The organism is Chitinophaga sp. G7 BAM 1005, from assembly GCF_057126945.1.
Window position 1 is genome coordinate 6,872,853 of sequence record NZ_CP181478.1, and the last position, 25,812, is coordinate 6,898,664.

The following is a 25,812-nucleotide window of genomic DNA, read 5'->3' on the forward strand; positions in this document are numbered from 1 at the left end:
GCCTGTTTTATGCTACCTGCGCAGTAGTCTCTTTGGATACAACCGGAGATGCTACTTTCTTTTTCTTCTTCCGGGTTCTGTTCAGCCACATCAGTGTGCCTGTTGTAGGAAAAATAGCGCCCAGCAACGCGAGGATCAAAGCAAATATTTTGGAAGCCGTACCAAAAATAGCGCCGGTGTGCAGTGGCTTTATGGTTCCCCGGATCTGCTGTCCCAGGCTCCTTTGCGCAAAAGTTTGCGACGCCAGTACGCTCCCGTTGAACTGATCCAGGTAATAAGTAGTGGTAGCCGCTTCATGTAAGGCATCCGCCGGAAGCAGGCTTACCATAAAGGCCGCGGAACTGTCTTTCGGCGCAGTAAAGGAATAAAACAGCGCATCGGGAACGGCATGTCTTACTACTGCCATCGCGGTTTCATAAGAAATACTTTTGCCACCGGTCTCCACTGCGGGAGCCGATAGCGGTGCCGCAGTGGGCTTCGGGGAAGTACCCAATGATGCATACAACGCCCTGTTAAACCATTCAAACGACCAGGTTAAACCAGTGAAAACAGTTACAAAAAGAAAGATGGAAGTATAAAACCCCAACACAATGTGCAAATCATTATTTACCCGTTTCCAGTTGCCATCCCACTTAATTTTGATCCGCTGCCTGAAAATATTACGCGTTTTGGGCCACCAGAGAATGATGCCAGTAACCAGGATAAAGAAAAAGATGAGGGTGCTGATACCGGTAATAAGCTTGCCCACAGCACCAGCCAGCAGCCAACGGTGCAGGGAAAATACCTGGTAGTAAAATGTTTGCTGATAACTGTATAGTTCAATTATTTTACCGGTGTAGGGATTTACAAACGCGGTACGCCCTTTTTCTTTTTTGGGTACTGCGCCTTCTTTTTCACCGGCCTTTGCAGTTCCTTTTTTCCCCCCCGCCTTACCTGCTCGGGCTTCTTTCTGCCCGCCCTTTTTACCTTCTTCCAGTTGCACCTGTAAGGTCCGGGTGGGATCTGCAAATACCTGTACCCTCGAAATGCCTGCGCCGGGAACGGCCTCCTTTACCAATGTGGCTACCTTATCCAGCGGTAAACGCGCTCCTCCGGGCTTCACAAAATAACGGTCGTGGTTAAACGCCTCTGTCAGCTCCTTCTCAAATACCAGTAAGGCACCTGTTAAACAGCTGATAGTAATTACCAGGCCTGCAGTAAGGCCCAGGTATAAGTGAATGCGCCGGAAAAAAACTTTCATATCAGAATCGATCGTACTTGCAAAGAAAACCCACGCGCGGGGTATTATGGTATCGGAAACGGAATATTATTTACGCAATGCAGAATTTATTCAGTATTCCCATAAAACAAAATTGCCATATACACCAAAGGTACATATGGCAATTCCCTGCATTGAAAATATATTACATCAACCCACCCAGCATTCCGCCGGCAGCGCTCTTCATTTCTGCTTCCCAGGAATTCTCTGCATCTTTCAGGGCACGGTTCAATGCAGTAAGCAACAGGTCTTCCATTTCTTCCTTATGCTCCGGTGCAAAAAAACGCTCCGCAATATCAATGCTTTTCACCTGACGGTTACCATCCACGGTTACTTTTACGGCGCCATCACCGGCCTCGCCGGATAACGTTACTGTAGCCAGACGCTCTTTGCCTTCCTGCATTTTCTGCTTGATCTGCGTCAGCTTTCCAAATAAATCACCAAACATGTTTCGTGTGTTTTTAAGAACGGCAAATATAGCGGATTTTTAATGGAGGCAATCCCCTCTGCTAAATCCACACTATTCCGTATCTTACCAGCACGTAACAGCATCATTAATAATGGAAACAAAAGTTTGTATCATAGGCGCAGGGCCCGGCGGAGCCACCGCAGCACTGCAGCTCGCCCAACTTGGCATTGAATGTATCGTAGTAGATAAAGCCGTTTTCCCACGGGATAAAGTATGTGGAGACGGACTAAGCGGAAAAGTACTCACCCTCCTGGAACGTATCGACAAAGGTATCGGACAACGCCTCCAGGAAGCCATGTTTAAAGCAGACAGCTGGGGCGTTACCTTCATAGCACCCAACCGCATCGGAATGGACATCCCCTACCGGCTGGGTTATCAGCAGGATATGAGCAACCCGCGGGGTTTCGTTTGCAAACGTATCCACTTTGATAACTTCCTCGTAGATGAAATGAAACGCCGCTCCGAAATCCGTTTGTTCGAAGGCACAGGCATCGATAAATATGAACTCAAACCAGACGGATACCACCTGTCCAGTAAAGACGGCTCCTTCAAAGTAAAAGCCGATGTGGTAATAGTAGCCAATGGCGCCCATTCCGGCTTTACCCGCGATGTGGCCGGTATCAAAATGGAACCTAAACACTATGTAGCCGGTATCCGCGCCTATTATAAAGGCATCACCGGCCTGCATAAAGACAACTTCATTGAACTGCACTTCCTGAAAAATATGCTCCCGGGCTATATCTGGATATTCCCGCTCCCCAATGGAGAAGCCAACGTAGGCGTAGGAATGCTCAGCAACTCCGCCCGCAACAAAAAGGTAAACCTGAAACAGCTGATGCTGGATACAATTGCCACCGATCCCGTAATGAAGGATCGCTTCAAAAACGCAGAACTCACCGGTAGCATCGACGGATACGGCCTCCCCCTCGGCAGCAAAAAACGAAAACTCCACGGGGAACGCTACATGCTGGTTGGCGACGCCGGATTTCTTATAGATCCCTTCACCGGGGAAGGCATCGGCAACGCCCTGTACTCCGGCAGAATAGCCGCCCAACAGGCCGCCGCAGCCATCGCCGCCAACGACTATTCCGATACCTTCTTCAACGCATACGACGAAAACGTATACCGCATCCTGGGGCCGGAATTACAGGTGAGCACCAAATTGCAGAAACTCATCAAATACCCGTGGCTGTTTAACATGCTGATGAAAATGGGCTCCCGCAATAAACAGCTGAAAGACCTGATGTCCTGCATGTTCCATGAGGTAGACCTCCGCAAGAAACTGGGCCGGCCCATGTTCTACGTAAAATTGTTATTTAACAGATAAAAGCATCCTTCCATCGTGAAATTTTTAGGCCAATTATCCGTCATCCTCCTTTTCTCATTCAACATGAGCGCACAGGTACCCTCTTCCAATCCGGCACCAGCCACCCGCTTAACACGGGACATCGCCAATCAACTGGCAGAACTGCCCCTGAAATGCCTGGACCTGGAATTCCCCTATAAAACAGGGATCGTATTCACCGACAGCTCATTGCTGACGGCGCCGAAAAATTATCACCCCGCTTTTTATGGTTGCTTCGACTGGCACAGCAGCGTACACGGACACTGGATGCTGGTGCGCCTGCTGAAGTCTTACCCCGACCTGGCCAAAGCCTCCATCATCAGAAGTAAACTGGCTGCCCATCTATCTCCCGAAAATATAAAAGTTGAACAGCAACTGTTCAACAGCGCAGAAAACAAAAGCTTTGAACGCATCTATGGCTGGAGCTGGCTCCTGCAACTGCAAAACGAACTGCTCACCTGGAACGACCCCCTGGGCAAAACCATGAGCCAGCACCTGCAGCCGCTTGCCTCCCAGTTTTCCACGGCCTATATCCAGTTCCTCGATAAAATCATGTACCCGATCCGCGTTGGAGAACATACCAACCTCGCCTTCGGATTATGCCTCGCCTGGGACTATGCCGTTACCGCGAAAGACGAAGCCCTGCAAAAAGCCATACACAACGCCGCCATGCGCTTCTACGCCGCCGATAAAAATGCGCCTATACAATGGGAGCCCGGTGGCTACGACTTCCTCTCCCCCTCCCTCGAAGAAGCAGACCTGATGCGCAGGGTGATGCCGGAAGCCGACTACCGCAAATGGCTATACGCTTTTTTACCCGGCCTCTTTGAAAACAAGATAAGTATCCTGCAGGTGGCACAGGTAAAAGACAGAACCGACGGGAAACTCGTTCACCTCGATGGGTTAAACCTCAGCCGCACCTGGTGCCTGGAAGCCATCGCTGAACACGGCGGCAAAAACCAGCAGGCCATTCAGCAACTGGCACTCGCACACATGGAAGCCGGACTAAAACAGGTTTTCAGCGGTAGCTATGCCGGCGAACACTGGCTCGCATCTTTTGCAGTTTATATGTTAACTATCGGAAAACAACCGTAAATTCATCAACAAAAATTTTTATTCCCCTATACCCGGCCGCCCAAAAAAGGGGGATCAATCAACATAACTATACTATGCACGTCATAAATTCCCGTGCCTGGAAGTTAGTATTATCCCTGCTGCTGATACTAATCCCCGCCATTGCACCCGCCCAAAAAGTAAACACCAGCCCGGCCCCGGCATGGCTCGTGCCCTTTACGCCCGATCTCTCCAAAAAACCCAATGCCAAAAATATCAGCGATGGCTATTATCTCCTGCTGCTGGAAGAACAAAGACATGCAGAACTGAAAAGCAACTACCAACACTTCATCCGGCAAATTATCTCGGAAGCAGGCATCCAAAACGGTTCGGAAATTTCGGTGGACTACGACCCCCAATACGAAAAACTCACGTTTCATAAAATAGTGATCCACCGCGATGGAAAGGAAATCAACCGCCTGCCCGGCGCCGCATTCAAACTGCTTCAGAAAGAACAGGACCTGTCGCGCTTCATCTACAGCGGCACCTACACCGCTTACCTGATCCTCGAAGATGTGCGGAAAGGCGATCAGATAGAATACGCCTATTCCATTAACGGCAACAACCCCATCTTCAACGGGAAACTGGATAGCCGCATCTATTTCGTTGCCTACGAACCTATTGTTAACTACTATAAAAACCTGATCGTTAGCCCGCAAAGGCAAATCCGGTTTAAACAATATAATAATGCTGCAGCGCCTGTCCAGAAATCATGGAACGGCCTCACCGTATACGAATGGAATAAAGTAGACGTAAGGGAAACCGATAACACCAACTATGTTCCTTCCTGGTATAATCCTTTTACATACGTACAGGTAAGCGAATATCCTTCCTGGAAAGAGGTGGCCCAATGGGGCATGAAGGTGAACCAAACACCGGCTCCCGGCCCGTTGCTGGCCGGCAAAATCGCCGCGTTTAAAAAGACAGCCAATGGCAACCCCGCCACTTACCTGCTGCAGGCACTACGGTTTGTTCAGGACGACATCCGGTACATGGGCATCGAAATGGGAGAATATTCCCATCGCCCCAATAACCCCGACAGGGTGCTGGCGCAACGCTTCGGGGATTGTAAAGACAAAGCCCTGCTGCTCTGCACCATCCTGCGCGCTAATAACATCGTGGCCGATATGGCTTATGTGAATACCGACCTGCGGGAAGCCGTCTGCGAAATACTCCCTTCCCCCAACGCCTTTAACCATGCCATTGTACATGCAGTGCTGAACAATAAAGTATACTGGCTGGATGGTACCATGTCGTACCAACGGGGAAGCCTCGCCGATTTATGCGAACCAGACTACCGGCAGGCGCTGGTGGTAACCGATACCACCACACAGCTCACTCCTGTTATACCCACTACCCGTGGTAAAATCGCCGTCCGCGAAATTTTCACACTCCCCGACGATGCAAATAAAGATGGAAAACTGGAAGTGGTAACTACCTACCACCGCGATGATGCAGACGCACAACGCGCAGAACTGGCAGGTACCAGTATGAAGGACAAAGAGAAATCTTACCTCGCCTTTTATAAAAAGCTCTATGGAGATGTCGTGATCAGGGACTCCATCACCACCCGCGACAGCACCGCCGGCAATACCATATATGTAAACGAAAGCTACCTGGTACACGATATCTGGAAAAATGACAGCAGCAGCAATAAACTGCTGTTTACTACCAATGCGCAGTCTTTTTATGATGCGCTTTCCTTTATCTCTGATGATAAACGTAAAATACCTGTCAGCATCCGCTATCCATACGACCTCGATTACCAGATCATATTACACACACCCGTTAAATGGTCGCTGGATCAAACGCCACTGCACTTACAAAATGAATATTACACGTTCGACTATACTGCTACCATCAAAGATCAACAGGTCATATTATCCTATCATTTCAAAACCCTCGCCGATCATATCCCGGTAAAGTTTATACCACAATATGTAAAGGACCTGAAGAAGATGAATGAAATAACTTCTATGGACCTTACCTGGAATCCCGGCGCCGCTGCTGCACGTCATCCGGAAGGAAAAGGAAACTGGCTGGCTATTGTACTGGCCGTGTTGTTTGCCGGGGTATTTGCCAGCCTTGCATTTGTTTTTTATAAACACTCCGTTACCCCGGCCGGGGAAACACCGGAGTCACAGCCAATTGGCGGCGGACTGATACTTCTCGCCATCGGGTTATTGTTTACGCCAATGGGAGAAATTACGGGCATCTGTAAAATGGCAGTATTCGATTACTCGTACTGGATCAATATTTCCGACCGGCAGGATCTGGGAAATATTACCGTGGTGCAACTTTTCCTCATCATGGAAATGATGATCAATGTATTTATGCTGGCATACAGTATCCTGCTGGCGGCGCTGTTTTTCCAACGTCGGGATACCTTCCCTTTTGCACTGGCTACCTTTTATTTTATGGCTACTGTTTTTATTTATGCAGATAATTCCCTGAATCATTATTTCTTCAAAACAGAAAAGCCACAGGATATCTTCAACATTAATTCCATCCTCTGGCCATTGGTGCGCATGGCTATCTGGGTGCCTTATCTGCTCATTTCACAAAGAGGCAAAAATACTTTTACCATGCCATACCGGCCACCACAGGGCTAAATATTATTTACATACTTTCTCACCGTGAGGAGGTTTACAATATATACCAGTCCTAACACCAGCGCAATACCCGCAAACACAGGCACGCCCGGCCAGGCGCTCACCAGCATTTCATGTTGCGCCAGCTCCCGTGCCGCCCAGTATTGCAGTCCGGCTACCAGTAACAACGACAATATTCCGATAACGATATACAGGGGTACAAACTGCCGCAGCAGGTATCGCTGCAGTTGTTTGGGAGCAGTACCCAGTATCACCAGCAACTGAATTTCCCGCTTGCAGGAAGCAATCACCAGTTGTATAAACATGCTGAAAACCAGCAATGCAAAAAACAATAAGATCAATCCAAAAAATCCCACCACCGATACAATCGTTTGTACAATCAGTCTTGTTTTGCTGAACTTCAGCTTATCCTGGTTGGTAGTATAGCCATTATCCTCCAGGAACTTTACCAGGTCGGGGTTAGAAGGGTCCGGCGTTTTAATGATCACGCGGGAAGTACCCGCAGCAGTGGTCATGCCGTATTTCTCATTGGCCCAGGCCATAAAAGACGCCGGCACCAGGAAGGAGGAAATCCGGTCAGAGAAGCCAACAATATGCCCCATATATTGGTCCGATACCTGGTTATTGGAAATATTCACCTGCAGCGGCAATGCTTTCACGGTTTCCTGTGAAATCTGCGGCAGGTCCTGGCTCAGGGAAAAACCGAAGTTGTAAAGATTCAGGAAGTCGTTAGGCAAAATAATAGGAATGGTGCGGTCGCCTTCACTCCATTTCCAGTCCTGTCCTTTCACATCCAGGAAGCTATCCGGTACTGCTTCAAAAAACATATCGGTAGCAAAATGCAGGTCGCCGGGCGCCTGAACCACTACCTTATACTGGCTGGAAGTTACTAACCCAAACGACTGTACGAATGACTGCTTTTTTATAGTGGCAATTTCTTCCGGGGTAAAAATACTCTTGGCCGACTGTCCCATCATGGCATTGGTGATGGTTTTGTTGATCACCAGGAAATCGGCCGTTTCGTTCTGGTTTTTGCTGCTGTACAGCAGTTGGCTGAAGTTGGAATGCGCCTGGATAGCAATGAGGATCAGCAACATAGCAATGCCCAAACCAACTGCCGCCATCAGGAACCGGGTTTTTCCCACACCGGTTTGAATAATTTTCTTCAGTAATTCAAAAAATGGACGCATGAAATAACATTAAAGATGATAATGCACATCATAAGGGAAGTGCTGGTCATTATCCAGGTCTGTTAAAATGAACCCGGCATTGCGGGCTTTACATTCATCAGCAATCAGTGCGGCGGCGCGCTGTGTGTTTTCTTCATCCAGGTGGCTGAAGGGTTCATCCATCAGGAGCCACTGAAAAGGTTGTACCAGCGCCCGGATAATGGCAATACGCTGTCTTTCGCCATACGAAAGGGTTTTGCCGCTTTGCTCCAGGATATGCGACACATTGAGCCGGGCCGCCATTTCATCAATCTTCTCCGCAGGGTAATAAGGCTTTGGCTCCATTACCCGCTTCAGCGATATGTTTTCCCGGGCGCTGAGCTGTTCAAAAAGGCGAAGATCCTGGAATACAATACTGATATCCCGCTGCCGCATCGCGGCTATTTCATTCCTGTTATATGCCTGCCACGGCCGGCCATTCACCTGCACTTTCCCGGTATAGTCGTAGCGGATATGATACAGGTAATGGATCAGGGTAGTTTTGCCCGTGCCGGAAGGCGCCTTGATTTTTACCAAACTGCCTGGTTGAAAAGTTACATCCTGGTTCCAGATGTCCGACGACCGTTGCCGGAGTTTATCCTGCAATGGTATGGGCATGAGCTGATTGAGCTGAATCTGCATAGTGGCATTTACTGTTAACAGTAGCGAATATAAATGATATATTTTTCGCAAAAGAAAAGGGCGCAACGGAGATGTTCCGGCGCCCTTTTCCTGGTAAGGTTATAAATTACTGTGGTGCAACGGTAGTATCTACCGGTGCAGCAAAGAGGCTGTCTTCATACGCTTTCTCCTTCGCTTTCCTTGCCTGCATTACTTTTGCAGCTTCGGTGCCCAGGTTAATCAGCTGTACCAGGCTGTTCTGATCTTTATTTTTAAAGGTCAGCACTGCTTCTCCATGTTGTACATCACCACCATCGGCTTTGCTTACAAAGGTTACATCTTTCAGCAGTTCCTTTGCTTTCTTCGCCACTGGTTTTTCGTCTTCCTCCATTTTATCTTCGGGGATCACGCTGGTTATCTTTTCCAGGTCTACATAACCGCCCAGCATGCTGCCTTTTACTTTTCCTTCAATACCATCAGGTAATTTAATGTGGCCTTTACCACCGAGGTATTGCTCCAGCAATACACTGTCGGAACCCAATGTTACAAACTTCTCGTTGATGGACATCGCCGGCATCGTAGCCGCTGCCATTGGATTTACCACGGTATAATGATCGCCTTCCCGCGTGAATACTTCTTTCAGCATAGGGGAAGTCATCACTTTATTGAATGCGTCTTTGTTACCTACTTTCAGGCTGAAGATCCATTTGGCATCTGGTTTCTCTGTGAATTCGCCGGGGAAATAAGGAGATTCTTTTTTGGTGATAGCGAAGTCGGAAGCCACATAAGTTAACTGGCCTTCAAATGCGTTCAGCACATCATCCATAGACAGGCCGGATTTGCCCATCATCAGGTTCACCATACCGTCCATACCGGTCGCTTTCACGATATCGCCGATCATACGGAAATCAAAGGCGTAAGAAATGAAACCGGTGATATTCTGGGAAGGATACTTCTTCAGCATATCCATATCGATCTCTTTCTTACCATATTTTTTATAGATAGCCGCCATTTCTTTACCCATATAAGAGTGACCGTTGAAAACGATTTTACCGTTTTCGAAGTTAACTGTACCGGTATAGAAAGAACCTTCCATCAGTTTCTTTACGTTGGCAGGGATCATGGTGAACTGACCGCTGTTGTAAATAGCTTCCGGGTTTACAAAGATACCGGCGTCGGCATCTTCTTTCAGTAATTTGGCAAATGGCGCAATAGAACCTGCTGTTTCATCCTTTTTCAGGTGAAAGAGATGATCCACTTCTGCTACCCAGGTTTTGATCTGCGCATCGTCTTCTGTGGTCATCAGGGCAGCAGGAACGGCTACTGCGGAATCTACTACCGCTGTTGCAGAATCTATGATGGGATCTCCATAATCAGGAGATGAAGAACCGCCCGGATTATACTTTTCCAGGCTGCTTGGATCTACGGCACTGATATAGATAACGGCAGATTTATTCCATCCGATTACGGCATGTTGCTTTTCTTCCCAGATATATTTGAAATCATTCTGTGTTTTCAGGGAGAAGTTGGCGATGTTCTTTTTGAGATAGGCCTCAAATTTGTCGGCATCTTTCAGGCTTGCGGTAAGACTGATATAAGATTTGTGTTCTGCCGGCTGGCCCTGGAATACGAAAGAGGCAAAGAAGTGGCTTTGCATGTCGATACCTGAGTTTTCAGCATCTTTCCATGCCTTCATCACTTCGTTGGAAGTGTCTTTACTTTGAGTGGCTTCAAACAGCTTATCCATTGTGATACCGTTTGTCACCAGTTTGGTGGTCAGTTGTTTGGCATTCAGGTCTACTACCACACCGGCTGTTTTCGGGATGTACCGGCTCTCATTGGGGGTCTTGGAGCAGGAAGACAGCATAACCGCTGACGTCACAGCGGCTAACAAAACTTTGGAAATTGATTTTTTCATAAAAGCATTAAAAATTAAGAAAAATTATTCGGAGCAACACTATATCAAACAGTACATTCCCACTATCGTGGTATTTCATTCGTGCAAAAGTACGTATATTTTTGTAGCGCATATGTCTCATTTTTCCCTGGTACATACAATATTTCAATACTGATTAAGTTTATACCTTTGCTACTAACTATGAAACTATTACCAATTACCATAGAAAAACCGTTATGTTCCTGATTATGCTACAATACATACGGCCCGTTGCGGCTGTAGAACACTACATGGAAGCGCATACTGCCTTCCTGCAAAAGCACTTCGACAGTGGCCGGTTCATCTTATCAGGCAGGCGAAAGCCGAAGTCCGGGTCTGTTATCCTGTGTAATGCCGCCAGCCGCAGGGAGGTAGAAGAGATTATGAGTGAAGATCCGTTGGAAAGGTTCCAGCTGGCACTTTATGAGATCATAGAGTTTGAACCAACCAAGTATGCCAACACACTGGGAAAATAGTATTTCCCTCCTGTAATGCCGTGCCAATCGTTTTTGCTTCTTTACTTCCGGATAACTACTTCATAAAGTAAATGACCTTCGTAAGCCATTTGCTACTGTCCATTTCTTTGCCCGGACCAATCACATACATTTCTATAGTGGGTGGAACAATGGTCCTCCCTTTATCGGTAATAAAGTTTCTGATCGCCACATGCGCGTTGGCTATTTTGCCATGAGGCCCTACATAGTCGGCATACGCCGCTTGTGCAGCCGGGAGGGTAATGATTTCATATCCTGGTGCGGGCTTGCTTCCTTCCGGTACCGGGATGGCCGCCGCCATGTCTGTTTGCCCCAGCTTCCTGTCCCAGCTGAAAAAGATACCGCAGGGCGCCCCTGGCTGTAATTTGGCAGCGGAGGCCGCATTATAAATAGTCCGGAGGTTGGAACGGTAATAGTCGCTGATCTTGCTGATCGGGATGGTTTTTCGTACAGCCGCATACGTTGTTGCCGGGAAATTCATCTCTCTTACAGTCACATCAATGCCATTAGGCGCATCCGGTCCTCTTACTTCTGCCTCTGCCATGCTTTTCAGGTTGTTGAGTCCCTGTTCAAAATCCTTTTCCAGCGCGCCTTTCATAAAAAGGGTCATTACATTCTGTGGCCGGTCATAATGGGTGTCAAATCCCCAGGTTACCTTTGTTTTCCCCGCTGCTTCCGACAAACGGAAAAACACATCCGACTCGGAGGCAAACGGAGTAATAAAGGTTAGCTTCTGGGTAACCGACTTATAAGGGTCCATAGAGAGGTGCTGCAGCTTTCCCTCGCCGATCTTGCTGCCTTTCCAGGAGTCAACAGCCCCAATCGAACCATCTTCACCGGTAATAGTATACCTGGCGGTAGAGTCCATCTGTTTCCAGGTACTCCACTCGTTAAATTTCTCGAATTTCACAATATCATTCCATACAATTGTCGCGGGGGCATTAATTTCCACCGAACGCTCCACATGCATAGTGGTGGGCGCAAAAAAGATCAGCACAATTGCAATGAACAGGATGATTCCTATGATCCAGGCGAGCGTTTTAAGTACTTTCATGACTGTCGGGGGTTGATGATAATAAAAATACATCTTTTTATTGTTCAACCGACAGGTGATACAGGCAATCGGGCAGAAGAATGTTGGCTACTCTAGTTCTTGGTCATTGGGTTTATTGTCTTGCTGGTAATGCTCATCCGCTTCCTTTGCTTTCTCAAAGTCCAGGATCACGGAATTGATACAGTAACGGAGTCCGGTTGGCGGCGGGCCATCGTCGAATACATGCCCCAGGTGGGATTTACAGCGGCCACATAATACTTCCGTCCGATGCATCCCATGACTGTTGTCCGGAGAATACATCACACTGGTTTTGGTAAGTGGCTGAAAAAAACTGGGCCAGCCGCAGCTGCTTTCAAACTTGGCATCGGAAACAAACAATGGGTTACCGCAGGCGGCACAGTAGTAGGCTCCCTGCTCGCTGCTATTCCAGTATCTTCCAGTAAAAGCCCACTCTGTTCCCTTTTCCCTGGCAATATGATACACATCCGTTGGCAATACTTTCTTCCATTCCTCGTCTGTCAGATTTACTTTAGTGGCGTCTGTGTGGGAGTAAATCTCTCCCTTCTTTTTTCCATCTTCCATTGATTTCATTTTTTCCCCGTTTTTAGGGATAAGTATAGTTGGTAACCCTGATAGATAGTCAAAAATATCAGTTTCAATAGGTACATATGTAAAGTTTTGATTCGTTAACTTCTCATTAACACTATCATTGTGATTGTTGGGTCGTTGGCCGGATTCTTTTTTTATCTCTACCTAAATTACGTATGAACAAGCATAATGGATTGTTATTTCCTGCAAATCAAGGGGGTATTTAACAAAACAGTTAGTTTTTTGTTTAAAACTGTCTGATAATCACCGGTGAGCAACTGCATATAAATTGTTAACTTTACAGCAAAAGGCTAGTAAGTGGCGGATATCATCAATTTATTACCAGACAATATAGCGAACCAGATAGCTGCAGGAGAAGTGATACAAAGACCGGCATCAGCGGTAAAAGAATTACTGGAAAATGCAGTGGATGCAGGTGCTACCGATATTCAACTGATCATTAAAGATGCAGGCAAAGAGTTAGTGCAGGTAATTGATAACGGCGGCGGTATGAGCGAAACAGATGCCAGGATGTGCTTTGAACGCCATGCTACCTCTAAAATACAATCCATAGAAGATCTCTTCCAGATCACTACAATGGGATTCAGAGGAGAAGCGCTCGCCTCCATTGCCGCAGTTTCCCAGGTAGAACTCAAAACCCGGAAAAAAGGCACAGAGGTAGGCACCTACGTGGAAATTGACAACAGCTTTGTAAATAAACAGGAACCCTGTCAAACCGCTGAAGGAACCAGCATTGCCATGAAAAACCTGTTCTTCAATGTGCCCGCACGCAGAAACTTCCTGAAAAGTAACGCCGCGGAAATGAGACACATTGTAGACGAGTTCATCCGCGTGGCCATGTCGTTCCCGCAACTGCAGTTCTCCCTGACAAATAATAATCAACAGCTGTTCCACCTGGACAAAGGATCGCTTAAACAGCGCATCGTGGCCATCCTGGGACAACATTATAACGCCCGGCTCGTAAGCGTAAAGGAAACTACCGACTACATGAATGTGTACGGATTTGTAGGAAAACCCGAAACCGCTAAAAAAACCAGGGGCGACCAGTTCTTCTTCGTCAATAACCGCTTTATCAAGAGCTCATACCTGAACCACGCCGTGATGAACGCCTTTGCAGACATCATCCCGGCCGACAGCTTCCCTCTCTATGTACTGTTTATTGACGTAAACCCCGAACATGTAGACATCAACGTACATCCCACCAAACAGGAAATCAAGTTCGATGATGAAAAACTCATGTACGCCTTCGTGCAATCGGCCGTAAAACACTCCCTGGCCCAGTTCAGCATCACTGCTACACTGGATTTCGACCTGGACCCAAGCATTCAGGCCCTGGATGCGGTAAGCAAACCCTTCACCGCCCAGCAACAGAATGAATCTACCCGGAGTCCCCTGTATAAATCATTTACACAGGCCAACCAGGCGCACATGATCGATAAAAGCAGCAACAACAGCAACCTGAAGCACTGGAAAGATCTGTACGAAACCAACAGCAACAACGAAAGCACTTATACCATCGCCCCGGAACCGGAAACTCACCCGGCCGTGACTTACGAAAGTCAGCCGCACGCCACCGCCTCCGTGATCGATGAACGCTGGCAGGATACCGCCACCGATCAAAAAGTACCGGTACAGGTGCACCAGCAATATATCCTGTCACAAATAAAGTCGGGCTTCATATTAATAGACCAGCAGGCAGCCCATGAAAGGATCCTCTATGAACGCTACCAACGCGCCTTACAGGAAGCCCCGATGGCCACCCAGCAAAGCCTGTTCCCGCAAACCCTGCAGCTGCCCCCGGCAGATGCAGCCCTGATCAGCGAAATGCTGGGCGATCTGCAAACACTGGGCTACGACCTGGAACCGTTTGGCAACAATACCTTCATCGTTCGCGGTACCCCCGCCGATATCCAGAATGGTAACGACCATGCCACCATCCAGAACCTGCTGGAGCAATTCAAAAACTTCAGCCACGAACTGAAAGTAAATAACCGCGAGCAACTAATCCGCTCAATGGCGCGTAATAACGCCATACCGGCCGGCAAAGTACTGGCTGCCCGCGAAATGCAGAATATTATCGATGAACTCTTCGCCTGCAGCATGCCCAATGTAGCACCCGGCGGTAAGTTCACGTTTATATCGTTCAAACTCACAGATCTCGCACGCATGTTTGAACGCGGGAACTGATTTTCAGGATATTAAGAAATCCGGGGAGATAAAGCAGGCACGCCTCCCTTTTCTCCCCGGATCTTTAAACAGGGGCTCTACCCACATAACGCCACTCTTCCGATAACCTCCAAACCCTTTACAGCAAAGGATCTCCAGATCAAGTCCACATCACCTCCACCATCCCTCCGCGTTTAGTCCATGTGTAATGCAGGTCCTATCCATGTGCAACCCCACTGCTAAGGCTGTCCCATACCATCATTCCGCTGTAAGAATAGCTTCAATCTGCCCGTACAATTGCAGGAACATCCTATACTTTTTACGATACGCTTCAAATTTGGCGGCATCCGGCGTAAATACCGTTTGCGCGGGTTCCGGGGCCCTCTGCGGCCATCCAAGCACTTCAGCGGCCAACAGGACAGCACCGAGTGCAGAAGCGTCGCTTTCCTGCTGCAAGTGCATTTCCTGGCCAAAAATATCTGCCAGCAGCTGAATCCACCCCGGCGCATTGGTAAAACCACCACTCACAGAAATCTTCCGCACCGGCCCGGCAGTTTCCTCCAGGGCCTCCCTGATGCTCAGCAACGCAAAACAGATCCCTTCCAGCACAGCACGGGTGAAATGCGCCGGCGTGTGCTGGGGCTGAATGCCTATAAAGGCAGCTGTGGCATGACTATTCCACACCGGCGCCCTTTCTCCCAGCAGGTAAGGCAAACAAAGGAGTTTACCCGGGTCCGTAACCAATGCGGCCTCCACCAGGCTATTGAGGGTGCTCAGTGGCTGCCGCAGAAAATCCCTCACCAGCCATTGCAGCACCACGCCTCCATTGTTGGAGGCGCCACCGGTAATATAAATGTCATCTGTTAAGAGGTACGTGAACAACCGGCCACGGGCATCAGTAAGCGGTTTGGCGCCCGCCATTCTTACGGCCCCGCTGGTGCCAATGGTAAGCGTGGCATGCCCTGCGTCCAGCGCACCACTGCCCAGCTGGGCCAGGCAGCCATCGCTGCCCCCGATCACAAACGGCGTGTTTGCCGGAATACCCAGTATGGCCGCCATAACGGCCGATAGCCCGCTAACCACATGATTGGCCGGTACAGGCTGAGGCAGCTGCGCAGCGGTAATCCCCGCCACACTTAAAGCCGCTTCGTTCCATTGAAACGTATGAATATCAAACAAACCCGTGGCGGAGGCAACAGAGTGATCTGTTATCCAGCGCCCGAAGAAATGATGAAAGATGTATTCCTTAATGCCCGGGAATATCGCCGCAGCTGCAAATACAGCCGGTTGCTGCTCCCGCAGCCACATGATTTTGCACAATGGCGACATGGCATGTACCGGGGTGCCGGTTTGCCGGTAAATTAACCGGCCCTCCGGGGTGTCGCGTAATGCCAGCGCATTGGACTCGCTCCGGTTATCGGCCCAGATAATCAGCGGCGTAAGCGCCGTCCCATCGCGGCTCACCGCCATCATACTGTGCATGGCGCTGCTAAAGGAAATAGCCGCGGGCGCCCCCCCAACCTGGGCCACCACCTCCCGGATGCCGGCTATGACCGCCTCCAGGATCACCTCCGGCTTTTGCTCGCTGTATCCCGGCTGCGGGTGACTGGTAGCATATGCCTGCTGAAATACCGCCCGGATTTTCCCGTCCATTCCTTGCACAATCGATTTTGTACTGCTGGTGCCTATATCTACACCAATAATATACGCTGGATGATCACTCATAAAAAAAACCGTTCTTTTTCCGCATTTAATTTATAGATTTAAAACCGGTGTTCTTCTAAAAAGTCTAAAATATCCACGCAAATGGCTTTCGAAATCAAAAAACAGGGGAAGGTTTATGACGTTTGTATTGTTGGTTCCGGCGCCGGGGGAGGCATGGCTGCAAAAATCCTGTCGGATGCAGGCCTCAAAGTAGCCCTCCTGGAAGCGGGCCCTAAATACGACCCGGCCGACCCCGAGCAGGCAACACAGCTGAAATGGTCATATGAATCGCCCAGAAGAGGCGCCAGTACTACCCGCCCTTTCGGCGACTTCGACGCATCCTACGGCGGATGGGAACTCAACGGTGAACCTTACACGAAAAAAAACGGAACTGAATTCGACTGGTTCCGCTCCCGCATGTTAGGAGGCAGAACTAACCATTGGGGCCGCATTTCACTGCGATTTGGCCCACGCGACTTTAAACACAAAAGTTATGATGGCCTCGGCGACGACTGGCCCATCACTTACGATGAGGTAGCGCCCTTTTACGACCGGGTAGATAAGATGGTCGGCGTATTCGGCACCAAAGAAAACCTGCCCAACGAACCGGATGGCTTCTTCCTCCCGCCGCCCAAACCCAGGCTTCATGAACTGATGGTGAAGAAAGCAGGCGATCGTTTAGGCATCCCCGTTATCCCGGCGCGCCTCTCCATATTAACCCGCTCGGTAAATAAAGACCGCAGCCCATGCTTCTATTGCAGCCAGTGTAACCGCGGCTGTACCGTGTACGGCGACTTCTCCGCCTCTTCTGTACTGGTGAAACCAGCCATGAAAAGCGGACATGTGGACCTGTATACCAACGCAATGGTGCGGGAAGTATTAACAGATGGCAACGGCAAAGCCACCGGCGTAGCTTACGTAGATAAAACAGACCTGCAGGAATACTCCGTGAACGCACGGGTAGTAGTGCTGGCAGCCAGCGCCTGCGAATCGGCCCGTTTGCTGCTGAACTCAAAATCAGCCAAACACCCGAACGGACTGGCCAACTCCAGCGGCGTAGTAGGTAAATACCTCCACGATTCTACCGGCTCCTCACGCGGAGGTTTTCTCCCCCAGCTGATGGACCGCAAAAGATATAATGAAGATGGCGTTGGCGGCATGCACATGTATGTTCCCTGGTGGGGCGATAACAAAAAACTGGATTTTGCACGCGGCTACCACATTGAATTTGGTGGCGGCATGCACATGCCGGGCTATGGCTTCGGCTTTGGTATGGAAAATATGAACGGCCGGGTACCCGGTCGTGATGGCCAAACCAAAGCAGCCGGCGGCTACGGCGCTTCTCTGAAAGATGACTACCGCCGCTTTTACGGCTCCCAGATCGGCTTTGCCGGCAGGGGCGAATGTATTGCGCGGGAAGATAATTACTGTGAGATAGACCCGAACGTGGTAGATAAATTCGGGATTCCGGTACTGCGCTTCAACTACACCTGGAGCGATCATGAAATCAAACAGGCCAAACACATGCAGGACACGTTTGAACAAATTATTCATGAAATGGGCGGCATTGCCTTTGGCAACAAGCCGGGAGCCGATACCAAATACGGACTGGAAAATCCGGGCCGCATTATTCATGAAGTAGGAACCACCCGCATGGGCGACGATCCTGACAAATCCGTGCTGAATAAATTTAACCAGGCACACGAAGTAAAAAATCTCTTCGTAGTAGATGGTGGCGCATTTGTGTCGCAGGCAGATAAAAATCCTACCTGGACCATACTGGCTCTGTCTATGCGGGCATCTGAATATATCGTGGATCAATTGAAAAAACAGAATCTCTAATCTTTTTAAGTTTTTTTCATGGATAGAAGAGAATCACTCAAAGCGCTTGCACTGGGAACGTTATCAGTTGGTACCATTTTATCTGCCACTGGTTGTGAAGATAAAAAAACAACGGCTGATAAAAATGATCATCCCAATGTGAAAACAGCCGGTTATGGCCGTACTCCGGATGAAGTGTCGCGGGATAAAAAGCTGATGGAGGAGAAATTTTTCACAGACGCTGAAATGAAAACCATCACCATCCTGGCGGATATCATTATCCCGGCAGATGAACATTCCGGCAGCGCCTCCGATGCAAAAGTGCCGGAGTTTATAGAATTCATTGTAAAAGACATACCGGAACACCAGTTGCCTATGCGGGGCGGATTACGCTGGCTGGATATGCAATGCGCCAAACGGTATAATAAATCTTTTGCAGAAAGCAGTGCAGAACAACGTATCGCCGTGGTAGATCAGATAGCCTACCCGGGAAAAGCATCTCCGGAAAACAGCCAGGGCGTGGCCTTCTTCAACAGGATGCGTAATCTCACTGCCACAGGATTTTTCACCAGTAAAATGGGCATCAAGGACCTGAACTACATCGGCAATACGCCCAACGAATGGGATGGCGTACCTGCAGATGTATTAAAGCAGTACGGCTATGCCTATGATGAAAAAACATTGGCTACCTGCCTGAAAATCGAAGACAGGGGCAAGCTGATGACCTGGGAATAACGACCTAACTTGCTATTTCATAATTTAAATCCAGAAAACTTCACATCAATGATTCCAGAAAAAAAGAATGAGGGAGAAAACGGTGTTTCCCGCAGATCATTCCTGAGAAACGGTGCGCTCGCCGCCGCCGGTTTCATGATAGTTCCACGTCATGTATTAGGCAGGGGCTTTGTAGCGCCAAGTGATCGCCTGCGGGTAGCAGGTATCGGTGTAGGCGGAAAAGGCTTCAGCGATATATCTGAATTTGCTAAAGGTCCGGCTGATATTACTTTCCTGTGTGATGTAGACAAACGTCGTGCAGCCGAAGCCGTGAAGAAATTCCCTAAGGCGAAGTTCTATACTGATTTCCGGGAAATGTTTGACAAGGAACACAAAAACTTCGACGCCGTTTCCGTATCCACTCCGGATCACACACACGCCGTAGCAACAATGGGCGCTATGCAGCTGAAGAAGGATGTATATGTGCAGAAACCATTAACCCACGACATCTACGAAGCACGTATGCTTACGCAGGGCGCCAACAAATACAAGGTGGTAAGCCAGATGGGTAACCAGGGCTCTTCCGGTGATGGCGTTCGTCAGCTGATGGAATGGTACAATGCCGGCCTTGTTGGAGATGTACACACCATCTACTGCTGGACAGATCGTCCGGTATGGCCACAGGGCGTTCCCTGGCCAACCACCCGCGAGGAAGTACCCGCAGAACTGAACTGGGACCTGTGGTTAGGTACCGCTCCTAAAAAAGATTACGTAGGTAACCTGGTACCATTCAACTGGCGCGGCTGGTGGGATTACGGTACCGGCGCTATCGGCGACATGGGCTGTCATATCATTGAACCTCCTTTCCGTGTATTGGGCCTGGGCTACCCTACTTCTGTAGAGTGCAGCGTTGGCAGCGTATACGTAGGAGAATTCACCCGCGGATATTTCCCGGAAAGCTGCCCTCCTTCTTCCCACGTAATTATGAAGTTCCCTGGAAAGAATGGTAAAGAAGTAACCCTTCACTGGATGGACGGCGGCATTCAACCGGAACGTCCGGAAGAACTGGGCCCTAACGAAACAATGGGCGACGGTGGTAATGGCGCCCTGTTTATCGGTGATAAAGGCAAAATGATGTGCGGTACTTACGGTATGTATCCTAAGTTGCTGCCTACTTCCCGCACTACGGAAGCTAATGTTCCGCAAACTATTGCACGCGTACCGGAAGGTCACTACGTACAATGGGTGAACGCGGCTATTGCCGGTTACGGCAGCAAACAACAGAAAGCGCTCAGCTCTCCGTTCGATATTGCCGGTCCGCTCACTGAAACCATCCTGATGGCGAACCTGGCTATCCGTAGCTTTGATATCCGTAAGGCGAAAGCAAATGGTAAAGGCTTTGATTATCCGGGCCGTTATATCAAGCTGCTGTGGGATGGTAACAATATGAAGATTACCAACTTCGACGAAGCCAACCAGTTTGTGAAACGCACTTACCGCGATGGCTGGTCACTGGGTGTATAAATGATTATACCTGTTATAAAAAGAAAATGCCGCGATGATCTCGCGGCATTTTCTTTTTATGAAAAGCTAGTGCATGAATACTGCTATTTATAATCCTCCTGTTGTTTCAGGTTACTGTTCTTCCTGATTTCATTGGCAGGAATGGGCAATAAGTAATTCTTCGCTTTATTAAATTTACGGTCCTGGATACTGTATACATGGTATACAAACGGATGCCCGGCAATCATGGACCCTAACACTTCAATACCTTTGGCATTTTCATTGAAAGCCGTTTCAGCATCTCTCCACCTGCGGGCATCAAAGAAACGTTGTTCTTCATAAGCCAGCTCGTATCGTCTTTCATATTTCAACACGGCCCATAAAGCAGCGCCGGATGCAGTAGTAGCAGGCATCCCGGCACGCTCACGTACCTTGTTCAATATAATACGGCCATTCGCCTCATCGCCAAACCCGATGGCTGCTTCTGCATAGTTCAGCAAAATTTCTGCATAACGGATGAAGATCCAGGACTGGTCGCCACGGAAGAATTGAGCATCCAGGTTTTTGTCCATAAACTTACGCAGGTAGTACCCGGAGTACGTACCATTCCAGTTTTCGATAGTACTGTTACGGGTATCAAGTCCCCAAACGCTATCCCTGCCATTGGCGGCTTCATATTTTCCTGTTTGTATCACTCCCACCGGGTCAGTTTTGGCCGCATCGGAAGGACGTGGTTTCCATTTAGCGCCATCATACAGGATGGTGGCGTAAAAGCGGGGATCACGGTTTTCGTACGGCGCCTTTGCCTGGGCAACATTACTCCAGGAAAAAGCAGTACCGTCCTTCATTTGATAGCCCGTTACAAAGTTTTCGATAGGCACATTTCCGCCCCAGTTATGATACCCGTTAGGACCGTTGTACAGGTCGTGCGAAGTACCCAGTAATGCTTTGTCATATTGCTTGATAAAGATCAGTTCCGGGTTATCTTTATCGAGGAACACACGGGTATAATTTTCTACCGGGTTGGCAGTAGGCTGGTAAAGACTATAAGCGTTAAGATCCATCACCGCTTTAGCCGCATCCATCGCCAGTTTGTAGCGGTCTTTCTGTGCGCCGGATTTATATCCCATTAAGTCGTTCGGTACTTTTGCATCATTGAACAGATCGCTGGCGGCAAAAAGCAGGATCCTGGACTTCAGGGCCATAGCGGCTCCTTTGGTCACCCTTCCTTTGCTTCCAACGGCTTCATAAGCAGCCGGGAGTTGTTGTGTGGCCAGGTCGCATTCTGCTGCAATGAACTTAACGCATTCGTCGAAAGTGGCTCTCTTCACACTCAGGATCTCCTGTTCATCTCCCTTAATACTGAAGGTTTTGGTGATCAACGGAACACCGCCATAGTATTTCACCAACAGGTGATAGTACCAGGCCCGCATAAAATGCACTTCGCCGGTCATGCGGGTACGAACCGCTTCATCAGTAAAGGGCACTTCTGCAATCTTTTCCAGGAACATATTACAGTTACGGATAGCCTTGTAGTGAAGATCCCATCTGGCAAAATCATTGATGGCGCCTACATCGTCGGCGGAGGCATTCCCCTGTACCACCCTGGAGGTATTGTAGTCGTGGATAAACCGGCTTTCGTCTGTCATGGAGGAAAGCATTACTTCCAGGAAGCCGGGGCGCATCTGTACATACAGGTCGTTTACAAATGCCTGTACCAGGCCCACATCTTTCCACACGTCGTTTTCTTCATATTCGGTTAACGGCTTCTTTTCGAGGAAGTCTTTATTACAACCTGCGGAAACCGCGCATAGTAAAAACGCTCCCGCTATATATCTGATGATTGTTGTTTTCTTCATGGCACATTAATTAAAAGGTTACGTTTAATCCCACATTGTAAATCTTGGTTTGCGGATAGAATTGTCCGCTGCCACTTGGCGCTTCGGGGTCAAAAATCTTCACTTTGTCGATGGTGACCAGGTTCTGACCACTTACATATACCCGGAGGTTTTGCAGTCCAACCCGTTTGCAAAGGGCGGTAGGTATATTGTAACCAAGATCCAGGGTTTTTAAACGGACATAGTTGGTATTCCAATACCAGAAAGTATTCTGACGGTTTACCCAGTACTCACGGTCACGGTCGTACGCCCTTGGCCATGATCCGTTGATATTGTCTTCTGTCCAGCGGTCTTTTACATATGCCATCGGGAAATTACCGATCAACCCGGATTCTGTACGCAGGTACTGGCTTGCGCCGGTAGCGCCCTGCCACAGCATGGTGAAGTCGAAGTTTTTGAACTTGGCGGTCATGGTTAACCCGAAGATCCAGGTAGGATTTTCAGTACGGTCCATACGAACACGGTCCAGATCATCAATGGCGCCGTCGCCGTTTTTATCCAGGAAAATAACATCGCCGGCTCTTGCCCCGCCTACGTGTGCGCTTTTGTCTACTTCATCCTGGGTTTTGTAAATGCCAATGGCCTGGTAATACAGCGGCGCGCCTATCTGTTTGCCGGTAGCCTGCTGATATGCCGGAAGATTCGGCGTTTCATCGAAGAACAATACTTTATTTTCTGCGTGAGTAACGGTTCCTATAATTTCATAATGGAATTTTTTGATGTCGTTTTTGTGGCTCAATACCAGTTCAAATCCTTTGTTTTCCACTTTGGCGATATTTTCCTGTGGCAGGGTCATACCGGTATAACCGGGCATCGACTGGCTGCGGCTGGCGAGGATGTTGGATCTTTTAGTCAGGAAGTAATCTCCTTCAAAGGCCAGTTTATCTCCCAGTATTTTTGCTTCGATACCAACATCATAGTTATTGGCTACTTCCCAGGTGATGGACTCGTTGGGTGACCGCAGCTGGTAAAGTCCTTTATTCAGATCGCCGCCCAGCATCACACCGCCGGCGCTGAAGCCATAGGTGCTCAGGTATTGGAACGGATCAATCTGGTCGTTACCCATTTGGCCCCAGGATGCGCGCAGTTTAAAGTAGTCGAGCGTACGGATGCTCTTTTTCCAGAAGGCTTCGTTAGACAATATCCAACCAGCTGAAGCGCCGGGGAACAGTCCCATGCGGCGGCCTTCCGGGAAATTCTGGGAGCCGTCGTAACGCATGTTGTAATCAAACAGGTAGGTTTCCTTGTAGTTATAGGAAATACGTCCGAAGTAATTACGGCGGGCATATTCAAAACCGCTGCCGGCATTGTTCTTTTCTTTATCGCCGCCCAAATTCAACTGGTCCAGCTTATCACTGATGAAGTACCTGCGGTTAGCAGAGAAGCCGTCATTTTTCAGCGTGGCCTGTTCAAAGGCGATGAAGCTGCTGAGATTATGCTTTCCGAAAGAACGTACATAGTTCACTTTGAAGTTGACGGTGATTTGCCGTGTTGTACTGAACTGTTCCGTTAACTCCGGTGCGCTTACTCCCCTGGAACCCGCATTCAGCTTATGCGTAGGATCATTGGCATCTGCCAGCGTGTATAGCGTCCAGGGTTTGATGTAGGATTTGTAGAAGTCGAAATTCTGATCGTACGCAAAACTACCATCTACAAACAATCCTTCTACTCCCGGAATATTTACAACGGCAGACATGTTGGTGTTGATCACATAGTTCTTATCGTTGGTGTAACCGATTGCATTTGTTCCTGTAACAACGGGGTTATCGCCGTATTCAATATCAGGCCCGGGCAAGCCGTTTGGCCAGATAGCGTTTTCTGTAGGGCGGCCGCGCATGAGGGATCTGAAAATAGAGCCGGCACTGCGTGGAGGAAAGTTCCTGTTTTCCAGGCGCCCTGCCAGGTCGAAACGCAGGCGGATGTAATCGCTTACTACTGCATCCAGGTTGGCTCTTACGTTCTGTTGTTTGTAATTGGTGGCACTGCTTTTATAAATACCATCCTGGAATAACGAACCCAGGGAAACGAAGTAAGACATTTTTTCTGTACCTCCGCTGAGCGACAGGTCGTGCCTGTTCTGCAACGAGTATTTTTTAATCGCGGCATCATACCAGTTGGTATTGGGGTACAGCCACGGATCGGAGCCATCTCCAAATTTCTTGATCTGTTCATCTGTATACTTCGGAGCGTCTCCTCCGTACTTTAAAATTTCGTTCACCACTTTAGCATACGTAGGCGCATCAGCCATTTCCGGCAGCCTGGTGGGTGTTACAAAAGATTGGTTAAAGCCGTAACTCAGTGTAGGTTTACCTCCCTTGCCACGTTTGGTGGTAACGAGGATAACGCCGTTGGCTGCACGGGAACCATAAATGGCAGCGGCAGCGTCTTTCAGAATGGAAACACTTTCGATGTCGTTGGGGTTCATGCGCTCAAAACCATCGCGCGGGAAACCATCAATTACAACGAGTGGGTTACTATTGCCTAAAGTACTGCGGCCACGGATAAAAATACGGGAGCCATCGTAACCGGGCTCTCCACTGTTGTTAACGGCAATAATGCCGGGAATACGTCCAACAAGCGAATTAGAGATATTAACGTTTGGCGACTGCTGTAACTCGGCGCCTTTTACAGAAGATACGGCGCCGGTTTTGGTAACTTTTTTCTGTGTACCATAACCAACTACTACGTACTCGTCCAGTGTTTTCTGGTTTTCTTTTAATACAACATTCTGGGCCGCCTTTCCTTCTACTTTCAGTTCCTGTGCATCAAAGCCGATGTATTGGAATACGAGTATCGCATCTTTTTTAACATCGGTTAGTACATAGTTGCCTTTTTCATCGGAGGTGGCTCCTTTTTTAGTGTCTTTCACCAACACCGTAACCCCGGGCAGCGGGTTACCGTTGATGTCTTTTACCTTTCCCTTAACTGTGAGATTTCCTTGTTGCCATACACTGGGTAATGGCGCGCGCGCAGTAATGGCGCTGCTGGTGGTTGCAAAAAGGCATAGCAATAGCATAGCCTTTGCATAACGTGGGTTCATGCTACAAGTGATTTTGGAAGATGATGAAATTTGTCTCTTAACTAGCTTTTCATAACGACAAAACGGGTATTCATGTCTATGTAAGATAAACATGAAAGGTTTAATTATTTTCTAAAAATAAATGTCGCAAATACAATTATTTTAAAAATTCTTCCTTAAAAAAAGAGGAAATGTAATTTCTACTAGTATAAGTATCTGAGCCGCTAACTTTTCTTGTGTAAAAAGTTCTGTGCCCGGTTCCGGCAGC

General features: G+C 48.5%; 18 protein-coding genes. 8 read left to right on the top strand and 10 right to left on the bottom strand.

Annotated elements, in window-relative coordinates:
• Nucleotides 1-7 precede the first annotated feature (7 nt).
• Together ACMXI2_RS27730 and ACMXI2_RS27735 are read right to left on the bottom strand one after the other, a co-directional pair.
• Entirely contained in the window at nucleotides 8-1,240 is a 1,233-nt protein-coding gene (locus tag ACMXI2_RS27730; RefSeq protein WP_483779141.1) for a PepSY-associated TM helix domain-containing protein, read from the bottom strand.
• Nucleotides 1,241-1,403: 163 nt separating this feature from the next.
• Entirely contained in the window at nucleotides 1,404-1,706 is a 303-nt protein-coding gene (locus tag ACMXI2_RS27735; RefSeq protein ID WP_483779142.1) for a YbaB/EbfC family nucleoid-associated protein, read from the bottom strand.
• Between the two features lie 112 nt (nucleotides 1,707-1,818).
• Between ACMXI2_RS27735 and ACMXI2_RS27740 the strand changes: the two genes are divergently transcribed.
• The 3 genes from ACMXI2_RS27740 (at nucleotide 1,819) to ACMXI2_RS27750 (ending at nucleotide 6,797) form a co-directional block, all read left to right on the top strand.
• A complete protein-coding gene (locus tag ACMXI2_RS27740) occupies nucleotides 1,819-3,054 on the top strand; it encodes an NAD(P)/FAD-dependent oxidoreductase (RefSeq protein WP_483779143.1) in 1,236 nt (411 codons plus the stop codon).
• 15 nt (nucleotides 3,055-3,069) lie between these two features.
• Entirely contained in the window at nucleotides 3,070-4,167 is a 1,098-nt protein-coding gene (locus ACMXI2_RS27745) for a DUF2891 domain-containing protein (protein WP_483779144.1), read from the top strand.
• Between the two features lie 74 nt (nucleotides 4,168-4,241).
• Nucleotides 4,242-6,797: a DUF3857 domain-containing protein gene (locus ACMXI2_RS27750; protein WP_483779145.1), complete on the top strand. Its 2,556-nt coding sequence runs from the start codon at nucleotides 4,242-4,244 to the stop codon at nucleotides 6,795-6,797.
• On the opposite strand, the gene ACMXI2_RS27755 is transcribed toward ACMXI2_RS27750, so the two are convergent.
• The 3 genes from ACMXI2_RS27755 to ACMXI2_RS27765 form a co-directional block, all read right to left on the bottom strand.
• On the bottom strand, nucleotides 6,794-7,987 hold the full coding sequence (locus ACMXI2_RS27755; protein WP_483779146.1) for an ABC transporter permease family protein: 1,194 nt from the start codon (nucleotides 7,985-7,987) through the stop codon (nucleotides 6,794-6,796). The genes ACMXI2_RS27750 and ACMXI2_RS27755 overlap by 4 nt on opposite strands.
• 9 nt (nucleotides 7,988-7,996) lie before the next feature.
• Complete coding sequence (locus ACMXI2_RS27760; RefSeq protein ID WP_483779147.1) at nucleotides 7,997-8,647, bottom strand: ATP-binding cassette domain-containing protein; 651 nt, start codon at nucleotides 8,645-8,647, stop codon at nucleotides 7,997-7,999.
• A 106-nt stretch (nucleotides 8,648-8,753) separates the two neighbouring features.
• Complete coding sequence (locus tag ACMXI2_RS27765; RefSeq protein ID WP_483779148.1) at nucleotides 8,754-10,544, bottom strand: hypothetical protein; 1,791 nt, start codon at nucleotides 10,542-10,544, stop codon at nucleotides 8,754-8,756.
• A gap of 227 nt (nucleotides 10,545-10,771) precedes the next feature.
• Here ACMXI2_RS27765 and ACMXI2_RS27770 point away from each other — a divergent pair, with 227 nt between their 5' ends.
• Nucleotides 10,772-11,038 carry a YciI family protein gene (locus ACMXI2_RS27770; RefSeq protein ID WP_235015972.1) on the top strand — a complete coding sequence of 89 codons (267 nt, stop codon included), beginning with the start codon at nucleotides 10,772-10,774 and terminating at the stop codon, nucleotides 11,036-11,038.
• Between the two features lie 55 nt (nucleotides 11,039-11,093).
• On the opposite strand, the gene ACMXI2_RS27775 is transcribed toward ACMXI2_RS27770, so the two are convergent.
• Both ACMXI2_RS27775 and msrB read right to left on the bottom strand, forming a co-directional pair.
• Nucleotides 11,094-12,110, bottom strand: a complete 1,017-nt coding sequence (locus ACMXI2_RS27775) for an SRPBCC family protein (RefSeq protein ID WP_483779149.1) — start codon at nucleotides 12,108-12,110, stop codon at nucleotides 11,094-11,096.
• 87 nt (nucleotides 12,111-12,197) lie between these two features.
• A complete protein-coding gene (gene msrB / locus ACMXI2_RS27780; RefSeq protein WP_483779150.1) occupies nucleotides 12,198-12,701 on the bottom strand; it encodes a peptide-methionine (R)-S-oxide reductase MsrB in 504 nt (167 codons plus the stop codon).
• Between the two features lie 315 nt (nucleotides 12,702-13,016).
• Here msrB and mutL point away from each other — a divergent pair, with 315 nt between their 5' ends.
• Nucleotides 13,017-14,906: a DNA mismatch repair endonuclease MutL gene (gene mutL, locus ACMXI2_RS27785; protein ID WP_483779151.1), complete on the top strand. Its 1,890-nt coding sequence runs from the start codon at nucleotides 13,017-13,019 to the stop codon at nucleotides 14,904-14,906.
• A gap of 237 nt (nucleotides 14,907-15,143) precedes the next feature.
• Here the strand turns inward: mutL and ACMXI2_RS27790 are convergent, their stop codons facing one another.
• Nucleotides 15,144-16,610, bottom strand: a complete 1,467-nt coding sequence (locus tag ACMXI2_RS27790) for a gluconokinase (protein WP_483779152.1) — start codon at nucleotides 16,608-16,610, stop codon at nucleotides 15,144-15,146.
• An 81-nt stretch (nucleotides 16,611-16,691) separates the two neighbouring features.
• Between ACMXI2_RS27790 and ACMXI2_RS27795 the strand changes: the two genes are divergently transcribed.
• The 3 genes from ACMXI2_RS27795 to ACMXI2_RS27805 are packed head-to-tail and all read left to right on the top strand — an operon-like array spanning nucleotide 16,692 to nucleotide 20,648.
• Nucleotides 16,692-18,431 (top strand): GMC family oxidoreductase, encoded by a 1,740-nt coding sequence (locus ACMXI2_RS27795; protein ID WP_483779153.1) that lies wholly within the window; start codon nucleotides 16,692-16,694, stop codon nucleotides 18,429-18,431.
• Nucleotides 18,432-18,449: 18 nt separating this feature from the next.
• Nucleotides 18,450-19,145 (top strand): gluconate 2-dehydrogenase subunit 3 family protein, encoded by a 696-nt coding sequence (locus ACMXI2_RS27800; RefSeq protein WP_483779154.1) that lies wholly within the window; start codon nucleotides 18,450-18,452, stop codon nucleotides 19,143-19,145.
• A gap of 48 nt (nucleotides 19,146-19,193) precedes the next feature.
• Nucleotides 19,194-20,648 carry a Gfo/Idh/MocA family protein gene (locus ACMXI2_RS27805; protein ID WP_483779155.1) on the top strand — a complete coding sequence of 485 codons (1,455 nt, stop codon included), beginning with the start codon at nucleotides 19,194-19,196 and terminating at the stop codon, nucleotides 20,646-20,648.
• Nucleotides 20,649-20,731: 83 nt separating this feature from the next.
• On the opposite strand, the gene ACMXI2_RS27810 is transcribed toward ACMXI2_RS27805, so the two are convergent.
• Nucleotides 20,732-22,486 (bottom strand): RagB/SusD family nutrient uptake outer membrane protein, encoded by a 1,755-nt coding sequence (locus ACMXI2_RS27810; RefSeq protein ID WP_483779156.1) that lies wholly within the window; start codon nucleotides 22,484-22,486, stop codon nucleotides 20,732-20,734.
• A gap of 10 nt (nucleotides 22,487-22,496) precedes the next feature.
• Nucleotides 22,497-25,565 carry a SusC/RagA family TonB-linked outer membrane protein gene (locus ACMXI2_RS27815; RefSeq protein WP_483779157.1) on the bottom strand — a complete coding sequence of 1,023 codons (3,069 nt, stop codon included), beginning with the start codon at nucleotides 25,563-25,565 and terminating at the stop codon, nucleotides 22,497-22,499.
• Nucleotides 25,566-25,812: the final 247 nt, after the last annotated feature.

Bases quoted from the DNA above. Each gene is read 5' to 3' on its own strand.
- ACMXI2_RS27730 (WP_483779141.1), bottom strand. From the start codon at position 1,240: ATGAAAGTTTTTTTCCGGCGCATTCACTTATACCTGGGCCTTACTGCA.
- ACMXI2_RS27735 (WP_483779142.1), bottom strand. From the start codon at position 1,706: ATGTTTGGTGATTTATTTGGAAAGCTGACGCAGATCAAGCAGAAAATG.
- ACMXI2_RS27740 (WP_483779143.1), top strand. From the start codon at position 1,819: ATGGAAACAAAAGTTTGTATCATAGGCGCAGGGCCCGGCGGAGCCACC.
- ACMXI2_RS27750 (WP_483779145.1), top strand. From the start codon at position 4,242: ATGCACGTCATAAATTCCCGTGCCTGGAAGTTAGTATTATCCCTGCTG.
- ACMXI2_RS27755 (WP_483779146.1), bottom strand. From the start codon at position 7,987: ATGCGTCCATTTTTTGAATTACTGAAGAAAATTATTCAAACCGGTGTG.
- ACMXI2_RS27760 (WP_483779147.1), bottom strand. From the start codon at position 8,647: ATGCAGATTCAGCTCAATCAGCTCATGCCCATACCATTGCAGGATAAA.
- ACMXI2_RS27765 (WP_483779148.1), bottom strand. From the start codon at position 10,544: ATGAAAAAATCAATTTCCAAAGTTTTGTTAGCCGCTGTGACGTCAGCG.
- ACMXI2_RS27770 (WP_235015972.1), top strand. From the start codon at position 10,772: ATGCTACAATACATACGGCCCGTTGCGGCTGTAGAACACTACATGGAA.
- ACMXI2_RS27775 (WP_483779149.1), bottom strand. From the start codon at position 12,110: ATGAAAGTACTTAAAACGCTCGCCTGGATCATAGGAATCATCCTGTTC.
- msrB (WP_483779150.1), bottom strand. From the start codon at position 12,701: ATGAAATCAATGGAAGATGGAAAAAAGAAGGGAGAGATTTACTCCCAC.
- ACMXI2_RS27790 (WP_483779152.1), bottom strand. From the start codon at position 16,610: ATGAGTGATCATCCAGCGTATATTATTGGTGTAGATATAGGCACCAGC.
- ACMXI2_RS27795 (WP_483779153.1), top strand. From the start codon at position 16,692: ATGGCTTTCGAAATCAAAAAACAGGGGAAGGTTTATGACGTTTGTATT.
- ACMXI2_RS27800 (WP_483779154.1), top strand. From the start codon at position 18,450: ATGGATAGAAGAGAATCACTCAAAGCGCTTGCACTGGGAACGTTATCA.
- ACMXI2_RS27805 (WP_483779155.1), top strand. From the start codon at position 19,194: ATGATTCCAGAAAAAAAGAATGAGGGAGAAAACGGTGTTTCCCGCAGA.
- ACMXI2_RS27810 (WP_483779156.1), bottom strand. From the start codon at position 22,486: ATGAAGAAAACAACAATCATCAGATATATAGCGGGAGCGTTTTTACTA.
- ACMXI2_RS27815 (WP_483779157.1), bottom strand. From the start codon at position 25,565: ATGAACCCACGTTATGCAAAGGCTATGCTATTGCTATGCCTTTTTGCA.